Origin of the sequence: Isoptericola croceus, from assembly GCF_029382255.1 — a bacterium.
Classification (GTDB): domain Bacteria; phylum Actinomycetota; class Actinomycetes; order Actinomycetales; family Cellulomonadaceae; genus Isoptericola; species Isoptericola croceus.
The window spans coordinates 464,907-478,869 of sequence record NZ_JARLLG010000002.1 but is presented as its reverse complement, the minus strand read 5'-3'; the positions used below and the strand labels follow the sequence as shown (position 1 = coordinate 478,869).

Annotated in this window: 12 protein-coding genes; 5 read left to right on the top strand and 7 right to left on the bottom strand. The window is 71.8% G+C overall.

Annotated elements, in window-relative coordinates:
• The first annotated feature begins 44 nt into the window (after nucleotides 1-44).
• Both PZC42_RS08045 and PZC42_RS08040 read left to right on the top strand, forming a co-directional pair.
• The gene (locus PZC42_RS08045) at nucleotides 45-1,046 is read left to right on the top strand and encodes an AAA family ATPase (protein ID WP_277210001.1); all 1,002 of its coding nucleotides are present in this window, start codon (nucleotides 45-47) and stop codon (nucleotides 1,044-1,046) included.
• A gap of 1 nt (nucleotide 1,047) precedes the next feature.
• Nucleotides 1,048-2,421 (top strand): DUF58 domain-containing protein, encoded by a 1,374-nt coding sequence (locus tag PZC42_RS08040; protein WP_277209805.1) that lies wholly within the window; start codon nucleotides 1,048-1,050, stop codon nucleotides 2,419-2,421.
• A 111-nt stretch (nucleotides 2,422-2,532) separates the two neighbouring features.
• Here the strand turns inward: PZC42_RS08040 and PZC42_RS08035 are convergent, their stop codons facing one another.
• A complete protein-coding gene (locus PZC42_RS08035; protein ID WP_277209803.1) occupies nucleotides 2,533-3,522 on the bottom strand; it encodes a stage II sporulation protein M in 990 nt (329 codons plus the stop codon).
• Nucleotides 3,523-3,596: 74 nt separating this feature from the next.
• Between PZC42_RS08035 and PZC42_RS08030 the strand changes: the two genes are divergently transcribed.
• Both PZC42_RS08030 and PZC42_RS08025 read left to right on the top strand, forming a co-directional pair.
• A complete protein-coding gene (locus tag PZC42_RS08030; protein WP_277209801.1) occupies nucleotides 3,597-4,418 on the top strand; it encodes an RDD family protein in 822 nt (273 codons plus the stop codon).
• A gap of 69 nt (nucleotides 4,419-4,487) precedes the next feature.
• Nucleotides 4,488-4,913, top strand: coding sequence for a hypothetical protein (locus tag PZC42_RS08025; protein WP_277209799.1), 426 nt, complete (start codon nucleotides 4,488-4,490; stop codon nucleotides 4,911-4,913).
• Between the two features lie 64 nt (nucleotides 4,914-4,977).
• Here the strand turns inward: PZC42_RS08025 and PZC42_RS08020 are convergent, their stop codons facing one another.
• The 4 genes from PZC42_RS08020 to PZC42_RS08005 all read right to left on the bottom strand — a co-directional run bounded on the left by PZC42_RS08020 (nucleotide 4,978) and on the right by PZC42_RS08005 (nucleotide 9,749).
• Complete coding sequence (locus tag PZC42_RS08020) at nucleotides 4,978-5,754, bottom strand: acyltransferase family protein (protein ID WP_368860266.1); 777 nt, start codon at nucleotides 5,752-5,754, stop codon at nucleotides 4,978-4,980.
• 86 nt (nucleotides 5,755-5,840) lie between these two features.
• The gene (gene ahcY, locus PZC42_RS08015) at nucleotides 5,841-7,397 is read right to left on the bottom strand and encodes an adenosylhomocysteinase (RefSeq protein ID WP_277209795.1); all 1,557 of its coding nucleotides are present in this window, start codon (nucleotides 7,395-7,397) and stop codon (nucleotides 5,841-5,843) included.
• 143 nt (nucleotides 7,398-7,540) lie between these two features.
• Nucleotides 7,541-8,170 carry a sunset domain-containing protein gene (locus tag PZC42_RS08010; RefSeq protein ID WP_277209793.1) on the bottom strand — a complete coding sequence of 210 codons (630 nt, stop codon included), beginning with the start codon at nucleotides 8,168-8,170 and terminating at the stop codon, nucleotides 7,541-7,543.
• Nucleotides 8,171-8,387: 217 nt separating this feature from the next.
• The gene (locus PZC42_RS08005; RefSeq protein ID WP_277209791.1) at nucleotides 8,388-9,749 is read right to left on the bottom strand and encodes a hypothetical protein; all 1,362 of its coding nucleotides are present in this window, start codon (nucleotides 9,747-9,749) and stop codon (nucleotides 8,388-8,390) included.
• Nucleotides 9,750-9,989: 240 nt separating this feature from the next.
• Here PZC42_RS08005 and PZC42_RS08000 point away from each other — a divergent pair, with 240 nt between their 5' ends.
• The gene (locus tag PZC42_RS08000) at nucleotides 9,990-11,318 is read left to right on the top strand and encodes an acyltransferase family protein (protein WP_277209789.1); all 1,329 of its coding nucleotides are present in this window, start codon (nucleotides 9,990-9,992) and stop codon (nucleotides 11,316-11,318) included.
• A 12-nt stretch (nucleotides 11,319-11,330) separates the two neighbouring features.
• On the opposite strand, the gene PZC42_RS07995 is transcribed toward PZC42_RS08000, so the two are convergent.
• Both PZC42_RS07995 and PZC42_RS07990 read right to left on the bottom strand, forming a co-directional pair.
• A complete protein-coding gene (locus PZC42_RS07995; protein WP_277209787.1) occupies nucleotides 11,331-12,731 on the bottom strand; it encodes a hypothetical protein in 1,401 nt (466 codons plus the stop codon).
• Between the two features lie 256 nt (nucleotides 12,732-12,987).
• A complete protein-coding gene (locus PZC42_RS07990) occupies nucleotides 12,988-13,920 on the bottom strand; it encodes a glycine betaine ABC transporter substrate-binding protein (RefSeq protein ID WP_277209786.1) in 933 nt (310 codons plus the stop codon).
• Between the last annotated feature and the right edge of the window lie 43 nt (nucleotides 13,921-13,963).

The window sequence follows — 13,963 nt, the reverse complement described above, 5'->3', positions numbered from 1 at the left end:
CGAGCGTCCCCGGCCCATCGGAGCCCGCCGCCACCGCGGACACCCTGGCACCCGCAGCGCCCGCACCGCCCGCGCCCCCCGAGCCGCCGCAGCCGTCGCTCGAGCTGCGCCGCGCCCTGGCGGACGTGCGCACCGAGGTCGGCAAGGCCGTCGTCGGGCAGGACTCTGCGGTGACCAGCCTGCTCATCGCCCTGCTCTGCTCGGGGCACGTGCTGCTCGAGGGTGTGCCCGGTGTGGCCAAGACCCTGCTGGTGCGCACGCTGGCCGCGTCGCTGGACCTCGACTTCAAGCGCGTGCAGTTCACCCCCGACCTCATGCCCGGTGACGTGACCGGTTCGCTGGTCTACGACGCCCGCACGGCCGAGTTCTCGTTCCGCCAGGGCCCGGTGTTCACCAACCTGCTGCTCGCGGACGAGATCAACCGCACGCCCCCCAAGACGCAGGCCTCGCTGCTGGAGTCCATGGAGGAGCGGCAGGTCTCCGTCGACGGCGAGCCGCGCCCGCTGCCGGCGCCGTTCCTCGTCATCGCCACGCAGAACCCGGTGGAGCACGAGGGCACGTACCCCCTGCCGGAGGCCCAGCTCGACCGCTTCCTGCTCAAGGTGCTGCTGCCGCTGCCCGAGCGCGACGCCGAGGTCGAGGTGCTGGCCCGCCACGCGGGCGGGTTCGACCCGCGGGACCTGGGGGCGGCCGGCGTGCGCGCCGTCGCGGACCCGGCCGTGCTCGCCGCCGCGCGGGCCGAGGTCCGCCAGGTCGAGGTCTCCCCCGAGGTCCTCGGCTACGCCGTCGACGTCTGCCGGGCGACCCGCCAGTCACCGTCGCTGCAGCTCGGCGTCTCGCCCCGTGGCGCGACGGCGCTGCTCGCGACGGCTCGCGCGTGGGCCTGGCTGTCGGGGCGCATGTACGTGACCCCGGACGACGTCAAGGCGCTGGCCCACCCGACGCTGCGGCACCGCGTCCAGCTCCGCCCGGAGGCGGAGCTCGAGGGTGTCACCGCCGAGTCGGTGCTCGGGACCGTCCTGGCCGCCGTCCCGGTCCCCCGCTGACATGGCGCTGTCCTGGCGTGCCGTCGCCCTGGCGGCGCTCGGCCTGGTGCCGGTCGCGATCTGGCCGGTACCCGGGACGGTGCTGGTCTGGGCCGTCGTGGTCGTCGCCGTCTGCGTGCTCGACGTCGCGTTGGCCGCCTCGCCCCGGCAGGTCACGGTGCAACGGACCGTGCCGTCGTCGGTCCGGCTGGGCACGCCGGCGACGTCGCAGCTCGTGCTGACCAACGCGGCACGACGGCGGTTGCGCGCGCTCGTCCGCGACGCCTGGCCCCCGTCGCTCGCCACCGCCCTCGACGACGACGGTGGCCTGCGACCGCACACCGACCCGGCCCAGCCGGCCCGCACCGCCCGGCACACGGTGGACCTGCCTGCGGGCGAGTCCGCACGGCTGCGGACTCCCCTGCTGCCGACACGACGCGGCGAGCGCACCGCCGGACCCGTGACGATCCGCACGCTGGGGCCGCTCCGCCTGGCCGGGCGCCAGGCGTCGATCGACGTGGGCGGCAGGATCCGGGTACTGCCCGAGTTCGCCTCTCGTCGGCACCTGCCGAGCCGGCTGGCACGGCTGCGCGAGATGGACGGCCGCGCCTCGGTGCAGGTACGGGGCGAGGGCACCGAGTTCGACTCCCTGCGCGAGTACGTGGTGGGGGACGACGTCCGCTCGATCGACTGGCGTGCGACGGCACGGGGCGGCGACGTCGTCGTGCGGACCTGGCGCCCCGAGCGTGACCGGCGGGTCGTCGTCGTGCTCGACACGGGGCGGACCTCGGCGGCCCGCATCGGGACCGCCTTCGAGGGGTCGGTGAACACCGGCGGCACCCGGCTGGAAGCGAGCGTCGAGGCGGCGCTGCTGCTGGGCGCGCTGGCCGACCGCGCGGGCGACCGCTTCCAGGTCCTGGCCTACGACCGGAGGCTGCGCGCGCGGGTCGCCGGGGCGTCGGGGCCACGTCTGCTCCCCGCGATGGCCGAGTCGCTGGCCGCCGTGGAGCCGGCGCTGCTGGAGACGGACTGGACCGGGCTCGTGGGCCAGGTACGCGCGCGGGTCTCGCAGCGAGCCCTCGTCGTGCTGCTGACGTCGCTCGACCCTGCCGTCGTGGAGACCGGGCTCCTGCCCGTGATCGACCAGCTCTCCGGGACGCACCAGGTCGTGGTCGCGGCGGTCTCCGACGCGGAGGTCGCGGCGATGCGATCCGGCCGCGAGAGCATCGAGGAGGTCTACGACGCCGCGGCCGCCGCGCGGGGGGACCTGGAGCGGTCGGCCGTGGCAGCGGTGCTGCGCCAGCACGGCGCGGAGGTGTTCGAGGCGCTCCCCGACCAGCTCGCACCGCGCCTCGCGGACACCTACCTAGCCCTCAAGGCCGCCGGCCGCCTTTGACGCCGTGCGGTTGTGGGCGTGATTTCTGGCCCGTTATGCCCACGTTTGCCCGATACTGCAGCCCAGAAATCACGCCCACAACCGCACGGGGTCAGCCGCAGCCGCACGGGGTCAGCCTGCTGTGGGGAGGACGGCGCCCGCGCGGTCGACGTCGAGGTCACCGGTCTCCCCTGCCCGGACCGCGCGCCGACCGAGCACGAGGTAGTACGCGAGGAACGCCGCCAGCGCCAGCGCGCCGATGACGATCTTGAGCCACCACGGCAGGGCGGAGCCCGTGACGAAACCCTCGACGACACCGGACAGCGCGAGCGCCCCGACGAGCCCGACGGCGATGGTGAACAGCGCCCGCCCCTCGGCCGCGAGCGCCGTCGCCCGGGGCCGCGGGCCCGGGTCCACCCACGCCCAGAACAGCTTGAGCCCTGCCGCCCCGGCCACGAAGATGCACGTCAGCTCCAGCAGGCCGTGCGGCGTGATGAGCTGCAGGAACAGCGTCAGCTCGCCGTGCGCGGCCATCATCCCACCGATCGCGCCGATGCTGACGGCGTTGGAGAGCAGCACGTAGACGGGCAAGGCACCCGTGACACCGAAGGCGATCGTCTGGGCGGCGATCCAGGCGTTGTTGGTCCACACCATCGCGGCGAACGACGTGCCGGGATCGTAGTAGGACTCGAACGCGTCGTTGACATAGCTCTCCTGCCACGACGGCGGGCCCAGGGCCGCGAGCGCGTCGGGGTCGACGGCGACCCGCACGCCGGCGATCACGGCCACCAGGAGGAAGCCGGCGGTCACCCAGAAGGTCCACCACCGGACCCGGTACAGCGCGGCCGGGACGGTGACCGTGGCGTAGCGGACGACGTCGGACCAGGCCGGCTCGTGCGCCCCGGCGATCCGGGTGCGTGACCGGCTCAGGAGCTCGGAGAGCCGGGTGACCAGCACCGGGTCGGGTGCGGCCGACCGGACGGTCGACAAATGGGTGGCGACCGCCTGGTAGAGACGGACGAGCTCGTCGGCCTCCGCACCGTCGAGCCGGCGCTGTTTCGCGAGACGGTTGAGGCGGTCCCACTCCGGGCGGTGCACGGCGGTGAAGGCATCCAGGTCCACGCCCGCTACCCTGCCACAGGAGGTGGCGTCGTGAGGACGGCGCCCGCAGGTAGATCCGAGGAGACGGAGGCACGGTGCAGGACGGAATCCTCATCGGCGAGGGCGTGGTCCTCGACGCACGCCCGGCGTCGTTCGCGACGCGTGCGGTCGGTGCGCTGCTGGACGCTGTGGTGACGGTGGTGCTCTTCTCCGTCACGCTGGGCGTGCTGATGGGCACGACCATCGACCGTCTCGACGTGCAGTGGAGCAACACGGTCTCGATCGTCTTCGTAGTGGCGTTCTTCGTCGCCCTGCCCGTCGCGGTCGAGACACTGAGCCGCGGGCGCTCGCTGGGCAAGCTCGCCACGGGCCTGCGGGTGGTGCGCGACGACGGCGGCCCGGTGAGATTCCGGCACGCGCTCATCCGGGCTCTGGTCGGCGTCTTCGAGCTGTGGCTGACCTTCGGTGCCGTTGCGGTCATCACCTCGCTCGCCAACGCGCGCGGCAAGCGGCTCGGCGACCTCCTCGCGGGCACGTACGCCGTGCGGGTGCGGGGGGCCCGAGGCTGGGAGCGACCGCTGGTCATGGCGCCGGACCTGGCCGGCTGGGCGCACACGGCCGACATCCGGCGGCTGCCCGACGGCCTGGCGCTGCGGGCCCGGCAGGTGCTGGACCGCGCTCCGCGGCTCGCCCCGTCCTCCCGCGCACGGCTGACGGACGAGCTGGCCGGGCAGGTCGAGACGTACGTGGCCCCTGGGCCACCGCCGGGCACCCCGGCCGAGGCGTTCCTGCACGCGGTGCTGCACGAGCGCCGGGACCGCGAGCTGGTGCGGGGCCAGGCCGAGCGGGAACGTGCCGTCCAGCAGGCCGACGTGCTGCACCGCCTGCCGTACGCCGTCGCCGACCCGCGCGACTGAGGCCCGCGCAGGCGTCCACGCCTGAAGACGGGCTGTGACCTTGCTCGGAGCAACCCCTAAGGTGGCGGCATGCGAAACCACCTCTCCCGGAGCACCGCTCTGGCCACTGCCGGCGTACTCACCCTCTCGCTGGCCGCGTGCGGCGGCTCGGACGAGTCTGCGCAGGCATTCTGCGACTCCTTCAGCTCGGTCGACGAGCTGACCACCGAGCTGCAGACCAGCATCGACCCCAGCGACCCGGACGCGGCGATCGCCTCCCTCGAGGAGGTGACCACGCAGGTCGAGTCCATCGAGGCCCCCGAGGAGATCTCGGACTCCTACGCCGTGGTCTCCTCGACCATCCGCAACTTCACGGACACGGCCTCCGAGGCGCTGTCCGACCTGGAGAACGCCGACCAGGCCGCGCTCACCGAGGCGATGGCTGGGTTCTCGAGCGAGGAGTTCAACGGCGCGATCGCCGAGCTCGACGAGTACACGACGGAGAACTGCTCCTGACGCGTGCTGTCCGCGCTGTCCCCGACGCCCCGCCCGGTCCTCGACCGGGCGGGGCGTCGCCGTCTCACCGGCCGGTCGCCCGACCGGTGGGGGCGGCGCCCTGCTCGGATCCGGCCCGGGAGGTCTCGAACCGCCCGAAGACCGCGACGAGACCGAGCAGCACGAGCAGGTAGGCGCCGAACCAGACGGGCCGCCCCGCCCACCAGTCCGCGGTCCAGGCGGCAGGCAGCCGCTGCCCGAGGCCCAGGAGCACGATGCCGACGACGGCGAACATCGCGGTGAGGTGCCACAGGTAGACGGTCATCGACCGCCGGGCCGCCGCCTGGACGACCGGGCGGCCACGCCCGGCCGCCCACCGGGCCAGCGGCCGCCGGACCGCGAGCGCCAGGCACACCATGGCCACGGCGTGCAGGACCACGGGCGCGGTCGGGGGCGCCAGGTTGGAGATCTCGGCCCCGGGCATCCCGACGAGGCTCGCCGGGTACGGCCCGACGGCGATCAGCAGCGCCGCCGCGGCCAGCGCGGCCACCGCCGCACCGGCCAGGGGCGCCCAGGCGTTCGGCCTCGCCCTGCGGCCGTCGCTCTGGTCCGTCGCGTAGGCGACTCCGGCACCGAAGGGTACGGTCCACGCCAGGAGCACGTTGGCCCATGCGAGGTCGTCAAGACCCGCCCCGAAGCGCAGGGCGTCGATCACGAGCGGCAGGGCCACCACCGCGGCCGCGGCACGCCACCGCGACCGGCGCCACGCCCGCCGCAGGACCGGGGTGAGGGCGACCAGCGCCGCCCACACGCCGAGGAACCACAACGCCCTGGTCGGTGACGCCGAGGGAGCGCAGCACAGCGCCTCGCCAGCGGTGGGCTCACCCGCCCAGGTGCGTGCCGCCGTCGGGCACGGGGGTCGTCCCCCGTGCCCGACGGCGCCACGGGTCAGTAGCGGTAGTGCTCGGGCTTGTACGGCCCCTCGACCGGCACGCCGAGGTAGTCCGCCTGCTGCTGGCTCAGCTCGGTCAGGCGCACGCCGAGCGCGTCGAGGTGCAGCCGCGCGACCTTCTCGTCCAGAACCTTCGGCAGGCGGTACACCTGCCGCTCGTACTGCCGCTCGTCGGCCGGGCGGGCCATGTCGGCGAACAGCTCGAGCTGACCGATGACCTGGTTCGCGAACGAGTTGGACATGACGAACGACGGGTGGCCCGTGGCGTTGCCGAGGTTGAGCAACCGGCCCTCGCTCAGCACGATGATCGATCGCTCGGCGCGCTCGGTACCGTCCGCGGCGGCGGGCCCGCTGCCGGCGGGGAGGGTCCACTCGTGGACCTGCGGCTTGATCTCGGTCTTGATCACGCCGGGCACGTCGGCCAGGCCGGCCATGTCGATCTCGTTGTCGAAGTGGCCGATGTTGCCGACCACGGCCTTGTCCTTCATCGCGAGCATGTGCGCCGCGGTGATGACGCCGAAGTTGCCGGTGGTGGTGATGAAGAAGTCGGCCTCGCCGACGACGTCCTCGAGCCGCGCGACCTGGAAGCCGTCCATCGCGGCCTGCAGGGCACAGATCGGGTCGACCTCGGAGACGATGACGCGTGCGCCCTGGCCGCGGAAAGCCTCGGCTGCGCCCTTGCCGACGTCGCCGTAGCCCGCCACGAACGCGACCTTGCCCCCGATGAGGATGTCGGTGGCTCGGTTGATGCCGTCCGGCAGCGAGTGGCGGATGCCGTACTTGTTGTCGAACTTCGACTTGGTGACCGAGTCGTTGACGTTGATCGCCGGGAAGAGCAGCTCACCGGACTCCGCCAGGTGGTACAGGCGGTGCACCCCGGTGGTGGTCTCCTCGGTGACGCCGCCGATCTGCTGGGCGATGGCGGTCCAGCGCAGCGGGTCGGCCTCCAGGGCTCGCCGCAGCACCTTGCGGACCACGTTCATCTCGTGCGTGTGGTCGGGCTCCCCGGGCAGGGTGTCCGGCGGCACGACGCCGGCACGCTCGTACTGCAGACCGAGGTGGACGAGCATCGTCGCGTCGCCGCCGTCGTCCAGGATCAGGTTGGGTCCCTCACCTGCGGGCCAGACGAGGATCTGCTCGGTGCAGTCCCAGTACTCCTCGAGCGACTCGCCCTTCCAGGCGAAGACGGGGACGCCGCGCGGGTCGTCGGGGGTCCCGTCGGTGCCGACGACGACGGCGGCGGCAGCCTCGTCCTGCGTGCTGAAGATGTTGCAGCTCGCCCACCGGACCTCGGCGCCCAGCGCGGTGAGGGTCTCGATGAGGACGGCAGTCTGGACGGTCATGTGCAGCGAGCCGGCGATGCGCGCACCGGCCAGCGGCTGGGCGTCCCCGAACTCGGCGCGCAGGGCCATCAGGCCCGGCATCTCGTGCTCGGCGAGACGGATCTGGTGCCGGCCGGCCTCGGCCAGCGCGAGGGAGCGGACCTTGTAGCGGCCCGGGGCCTCGTCGAAGCCGGGAGTCGGCCGGGCGGTGGCCTCAGCGGTGTCGGTCATGGGTGCCCTCCTGGGACGTCGTCGGTGCTGTCGCGCGCTGGGGGCTCCCGTCGGCGCAGTGGGCACGCCGCGAAGGGCGCGCACTTCCCAGGGTAGTAGGTGAGGCCCGCCGCGGGTCGACCTCCGAGGTGGCTGCCCGGCGGTCAGCCGTTCTTCGACGCCCTGTAGCCGGCGTTGCGAGCGGCGGCTGCCGTGGTGAAGCACTCCTCGGGCGTGGTGCGGCTGTAGTACGTACCGCCCGGCAGGTGGTAGATACCGGACTGGTTGCCCTTGATGGGCGCCCAGCTCGGGCAGTTCCACTTGCTGACCGGGGCCGTGCGCGAGGGCTTCTTGCCCTGCTTGACCACGAGCTTCTGCGTCAGCTTCTTCGTCTTCTTCGGGCCGTGGACCCTCGTGGTGCCCTGGGCGGTGGACCTCACGGTGTAGCGCTGGAACGTGACCTTCGTGGTCACCCGGTACGTGCCCGGCTTCAGCGAGACCTTCTTCTTGTTCTTCGCGATGGTCTTCCCGGACTTCTTGACCGTGAGCGTCTTGGACTTCACCGTCACCGTGCCGGTCGTGGTGACGCGTGGCTTGATCTTCGCCTTGCCGCCGTACGGGGCGGTCTTCGTCATGATCTTCTTGACGGTGACCTTGGCGGGCGTCTTCGCGGTGGCGACGCCCGTCTGGACGGAGGCAGGGCCGGGGGCGGCCGTGGCCGTGGAGGTGGCGGCCACCGCCGAGCCGGTGGCGAGCAGCGCACCGACAGCGATCGAAGCGAGGAACGTGCGCATAGGGGTGGTCTCTCTCGACGGGCCGGGCGGCCGGGGTGGTGGGAGCGCTCGATCGTAGGGGCACGACGGCGGACCGCGCCCGGCCAACGAGCCGGTGCTGCCGTTCTTCACCCGCCACCGGTCGAGCCGGGTTCATCGACGGCGGCCGGCCGCCCAGGATCGGACGGCCGGCCGCACGGTGGAGCAGCGCTGCTACCCGGGGGTTGTCGCCGGCGTGCTACTTGTATCCGGCGATGTACTGAGTCATGGGTGCGTACTCGCCCGACCCGCTGTGGTCGGTGACGGACCAGATGCCACCCTTGGCCTGCGCCTCCGGCAACGTCGCGCTGATGTCGATGATCCCGCAGCCGTCCTCGTCGACGCCGTCGTCCCACTCCGTCCCTGGGTACCAGCGGTTGTTCGAGCCGCCCTTGTAGGAGGTGTAGAGGTCCCAGTAGGGGCCGTTCGTGACACCGTCCGAGACGGGGCACGCCACCAGGTAGGCGTAGACCTCGGACTGTGCGCCGTTGCGCCACAGAGCCGTCTCGCCCACCACCTGCATCCAGTAGTTGCCCAGATAGATGGTGTCAGCCGGGTACGGATGCGCCTGCGTCGAGTCGACGAACAGCAGTGCCGGCTTGCTCCGGACCGTGCCGGCGGCGTTCTTCACGACGACGCGGTACTCGCTCAACGTGTCCTTGGCCTTGGCCTTGAAGCTGAGCGTCCTGGAGGTCTTCCCGGACAGGTTCTTCCACGTGCCCCCTTCGAGCGGACGTCGCTGCCACTGGTACTTCAGGCCACCACCGGTGGCGGAGACCGTCATCTTCGCGGTCTTCCCGGCATCAACCGCCACCGACGTCGGCTGCGTCGTGATGCGCGGCTTTCTGACGACCTTGGCTGTCGCGGCGCTCACCCGGGTGCGGTTCTTGTACCCGCTGCGCGTGCCCTTGACCCGCACCGTGATGCGTTTGCCCTGCTGGGCGGCCTTGATCTTGTACTTCTTGCTCGTCGCACCCTTGATCGCCTTGCCGTTCGCCATCCACTGGTAGCGCAGCTTCGCGGGCTTCGGCTTCCAGCCGCCGGGCTTGGCGGTCAGCGTGCCGCCCACCTTCGCGGTCCCGGTGATCTTGGGCTTCGGGGCGGTGAAGACACCCTTCGACACCTTCTTCGCGGCGCTCTGGCGGGTGACCGTGGTGCCCGACTTCTTGCCCTTGACGACGACCGTGACCTTCTTGCCGAGGTGCTTCTTCTTCGGCGTGAACGTCTTGCCGGAGGCGACCTTCTTGCCACCGACCCTCCAGGTGTACGAGAACGTGGTCCCGGTGGCCCACTTCCCTGGCTTGGCGGTCAGCCGGTTGCCGACCCGGCCGGCCCCGGTGATGGTCGGCTTGGCGCTGCGCAGCGTGCTCACCGGCGCCGTCACCATTCCATGGGTGGAGACGGCCGACGTCGTCACGGACGTGGCAGCAGACGCCGCCGCGGCGGCTGCCGGTGCGGCGGCAACCGCTGGTACGGCGACGGTCGGCGCGATGCCGAGCGAGAGTGCGGCGATCAGCGCGACCGTTCGCAGGCGCGCGTGGGCTGAGGGGGACGGTTTCACAGCTGCTCCGGCTCTGGCAGGCAGGAGCGCCTGCCTGCCGATCGACGAACACCCTGGCCGCGACTCCGACGTCGCACCCCGGACGCAGCGTCCTCGCAGGTCACAGCGCCGGGTGGGTGTGAAGGGATGGTATGGCACGGCAACGGAAGGCGTCACCCGGTTGGTCGGATTTCACCCGCTTCGACCCCTATGATTGCTCCGAGCTAGATAGTTATCGATTCGTGATCTAGGGTCGGAGCGATGACTTCGACACCCCAGACGACGCAGACGACGCAGACGGCACAGCGCATGCACCTGCTGGACGCGCTGCGCTTCGCCGCAGCGATGGCCGTCGTGCTCTATCACTTCACGGCCTCCCCGACCGCCGACCGGTACTGGGGAGACGCTCCGACCAGCGAATTCGCTGCCCTGGAGAACGTGGTGAGCTACGGCTGGCTCGCCGTCGAGGCCTTCTTCATCATCAGCGGGTTCGCGATCCTGTGGAGCAGCCAGGGACGCACGCTCGCGCAGTACACCGGCTCGCGCACCGGCCGTCTCGTCCCGGCCTTCTGGGCCTGTGTGCTCGTCACAGCCGTCCTGCAGGCCGCCTGGAGCGGCGGACGCCAGCTCACCCTCGGCGAGACCCTGGTCAACCTCACGCTCACCCCCGACGTCTTCGGCGTCACGAGCTCTCAGGTCGTCTACTGGACGCTGCTCGTCGAGCTGAAGTTCTACCTCCTGGTCGCCCTGCTGCTCCTGCTGGGTCCCCTGACCCGTGGTCGCGTCGTGACCCTCGCACTCGCCTGGCCCGCCGTCGGGTTCGTCGTGCGCGGCCTGGGCTACCCCGAGCTCGCCGAGCACTTCGTGGTGCGCCACTCCCCCTACATCGGGCTCGGGATGCTGATGTTCCTCCTCTACCAGGACGTCACCCAGCGGCGGGCGGGACAGGTGCCGGACTCGCAGGACCGCCGCAGCACTGCCGTCGTCCTGGGCGCCGCCGGGATCCTGCTCGCGCTCAGCGTGCACGAGGTGCTCCAGGCCGCCGACCGCGCCGCGGAGCTCCAGGGGAACCCGGTCGACGGCCGCGTGGCCGTGGCGGTCCTGCTCGTCATCATCGTCGCCGTGTGGTTCTCGATGCACCCGCGGGCCGTCGTGCGCAGCCGCCGGCTCGCCGCCGCGTGCACGCTCGGAGGGGCCCTGACCTACCCGCTGTACCTGGTGCACACCCAGTTCGGGTGGGCCGTCACCGAGGTGTTCAGCACGGCCGGTGCCGGCGTGTGGGTCACCCTGGCCGCCGCAACCGGCGCGTCCCTGCTGGTCGCGCTGGCGATCCACTACGGCGCGGAGCGCGTGTTCTCCACCCCCCTGCGCCGGGCGGTCACGCGGGCGCTGAGCCGGTCCGACGTCGCGACGCGGTCCGACGGCGGCACCTCGGCCACGCAGGGCTCCTCGCCCACGCCCCGGCCCGACCCGGCGCCGGCGACCGATCCGGCGCCGGTGACCGCCCCTACCGAGGAGACGGCCGGCGTGGCGGTCGAGCGCCAGACGGCCCGCCCGCGGGCGTTGGCCGGCGCCTGGTCCCGGGGTTGATCGGCTCGCGGGTCAGGGGATGCCCCGGACGAACTGGGTCGACTTCCCGTACCGGTCGGTCTTGTACTTGTCCCTGATCTGCCACATGCCGCCGGGCGCCCGGCGGGGACCCGCGCCCGCGTAGATCGTCCACGCCGCACACTGGTCGTCGCGCCACTGGAGCTCGGCCCACTGCATCTGTTCGCTCCACACAGGTTCGGGCCCCCGCCACGTGTACCGGATGTCCAGCCTCCGGAGAGTCGGCCTCGGTTCGCCGGGCGGTGAGCACGCCGTCAACGTCGCCGCGGTGTATGACCACTTCCAGTCCGGGTCGTCCGGCATGCCTCTCCGGACGTTCCAGGACTTGGACACCCTCTGAGTGAGCGTGTTCCCGGCGTACCACTGCCCGGGCCGGAACGGGTCCGTCTTCGTCGAGTTCACGACCAGGAGCGCAGGCCGGCTGAACGTGGTGCCCGCACGGTTCTTCACCCGCACCCGGTAGTCCCACAGCGTCCGCTTCGAGGTCGCCTTCACCGTGACGGACCGCGACGTCTTGCCCGGCATGTTCTTCCAGGTGCCCGTCGCGGTGCGGCGCTGCCACTGGTACCTCAGCTTGCCGCCGGTGGCGGACGCCGCGAACGTCACCGTCCTGCCCGGGGCGACCGTGGCGCCCTTCGGCCGAGAGGTGATGCGGGGCTTGTGCTTGATGCCAACAGGCCACCGCACCGTCGCCGTGGCCGCGCTCGTCCGGTGCGTCAGGACATAGGCCTTGCGCTTCGCCGTGACCGTCACCGTGATGTGCTTGCCATGGTCAGCCTTCTTCAGCTGATAGCTGCGCGACGTCGCCTTCGTGATCGGCTTGCCGTCGCGCTTCCACTGGTAGGCGAACGTGCGCGGGGAAGCACGCCACTCGCCCGGGCGTGCCGTGAGCGTCTGACCGACCCGTGCCGTCCCGGTGATCTTCGGGCGCGGCGCCCTGGTGTACGACCTGGACGCCATGGCCGTCCTGCTCGTCACCCGCACGGTCTCGTACCCGGGCCGGGAGACCGCGACCCGTACGGAGATCCGCTGGCCGTGGTGCCGGGCGCGCGGCGTGAAGGTCGCCCGTGTGGCGCCCGCGATGGCCTTGCCGTCCGCACGCCACTGGTAGCTCACGGTGGTCGGTCTCGGCGACCACTGTCCGGGCTGGTGCCGCGCCGTGAGCGTCGTCCCGATCCGCGCACGGCCGTTGGCCAGGCCCGCGATCCGGGGCCTGGGCGTCGCGGTGAACTTCTCGGCGGTGGAGACGCTCGCCCCGACGGCTCCGTCGAGGCTGCGGCGACCACCGTCCGAGCTCACGACCTGCCCGGTGACATGCTCGGTGGCGGCCGCGCGGGCTGTCTGCCCCGGCACGGCGCTCGAGAGCGTCGTCGCGACCAGGGTGAGCGCCGTCACCAGCCCCACCACGGCGTGTCGACGGGTCCAGGGCTGTGGTCTCACCAGGTCGCGCACGGGTACCTTTGCTGTCCGCGGACTGGCCGGTTGCCCGTCCTCGAGGCGTGCCGTGCTCCGGAGATGCAGTAGAGCCCGGCAGATCCAGCATGTCGGACATCAGGTGTGAAAAAAACCTGCTTCAGGTCACGCTTTCGTCACGATGCCCGCCCCGGCAGAGACCGGGACGGGCATCGTGGGGATCGTCGAACCGTCGGGCTCAGCCCTCGAACGGCGGAAGGACGTCCGGGTTCGCCTCGAGCCACGCCTCGACGCCCGCAGCCGGGTCGCCCTCGTGCTCGTTCACCACGGAGTCCTCCAGCGCGCCGTACTGCGCGTCGTCCAGCTTGACCTGGGCGATCCAGTCGGCGACCTCCGGGTGCTCCTCGGCGAAGCCCTCGGTGCCGAGGAAGTGCAGGCCCTCGGCCTCACCGAGCGCACCCTCCGGGTCCTCGAGGGTCTTGACCGGGTAGGCGGCGTTCGCCCAGAACGGCTGCCACAGCGTGACGACGATGTCCTCCTCGTTCTCCGTCGCCTGGCCCAGCTCCGTGAGCATGGCCGTGGTGGAGGACTCCTGCAGCGTGTAGCCGGCCTCGTCCAGGCCGTAGGCCGGGATGACGCTGTCCTTCGTGACGGCCGTCAGACCCGCGCCCGGCTCGATGCCCACGATGGTGCTGTCGAACATCTCGGCGTTGTCGGCGAGCTCGGCGATCGAGTCGATGTCGGTGTACTCCGGCACCGCGAACGTCAGCTTCGCGTTGTCGTAGTAGGTGCCGAGGTCCTCGATCTGGCCGCCGTACGTCTTCATGTACTCGGCGTGGGTCACGTCGGGCCAGGCCGACGGGTACATGTCGACGTCGCCCTGGGCCAGCGCGGTGTAGAGGATGCCGGCTTCGTTGAGCTGCTCGTGGTCGACGGTGTAGCCGGCCTCCGTCAGGACGTGGTCCAGCAGGTAGGCGGTGCTCAGCCCGTCGGTCCAGGAGGGGATGTAGCCGAGGGTGATGGTGCCGCCGCCCTCGGCGGTCTCGTCGCCACCCGTCGTGGTGCCGGTGCCGTCGTCCGAGCCGCAGGCGGCCAGTGTCAGGCCGAGCGTGGCGGCAGAGACGAGCGCGACGCCCTGGCGGCGGCGGAGATTCTTGCGGTGGGTGCTCATGTGATGAGGTCCTTCCGTATCGAGCGGATGGTGTCGGGTGTGG

Bases quoted from the DNA above. Each gene is read 5' to 3' on its own strand.
- PZC42_RS08040 (WP_277209805.1), top strand. From the start codon at position 1,048: ATGGCGCTGTCCTGGCGTGCCGTCGCCCTGGCGGCGCTCGGCCTGGTG.
- PZC42_RS08025 (WP_277209799.1), top strand. From the start codon at position 4,488: ATGCGAAACCACCTCTCCCGGAGCACCGCTCTGGCCACTGCCGGCGTA.
- ahcY (WP_277209795.1), bottom strand. From the start codon at position 7,397: ATGACCGACACCGCTGAGGCCACCGCCCGGCCGACTCCCGGCTTCGAC.
- PZC42_RS08010 (WP_277209793.1), bottom strand. From the start codon at position 8,170: ATGCGCACGTTCCTCGCTTCGATCGCTGTCGGTGCGCTGCTCGCCACC.
- PZC42_RS08000 (WP_277209789.1), top strand. From the start codon at position 9,990: ATGACTTCGACACCCCAGACGACGCAGACGACGCAGACGGCACAGCGC.
- PZC42_RS07990 (WP_277209786.1), bottom strand. From the start codon at position 13,920: ATGAGCACCCACCGCAAGAATCTCCGCCGCCGCCAGGGCGTCGCGCTC.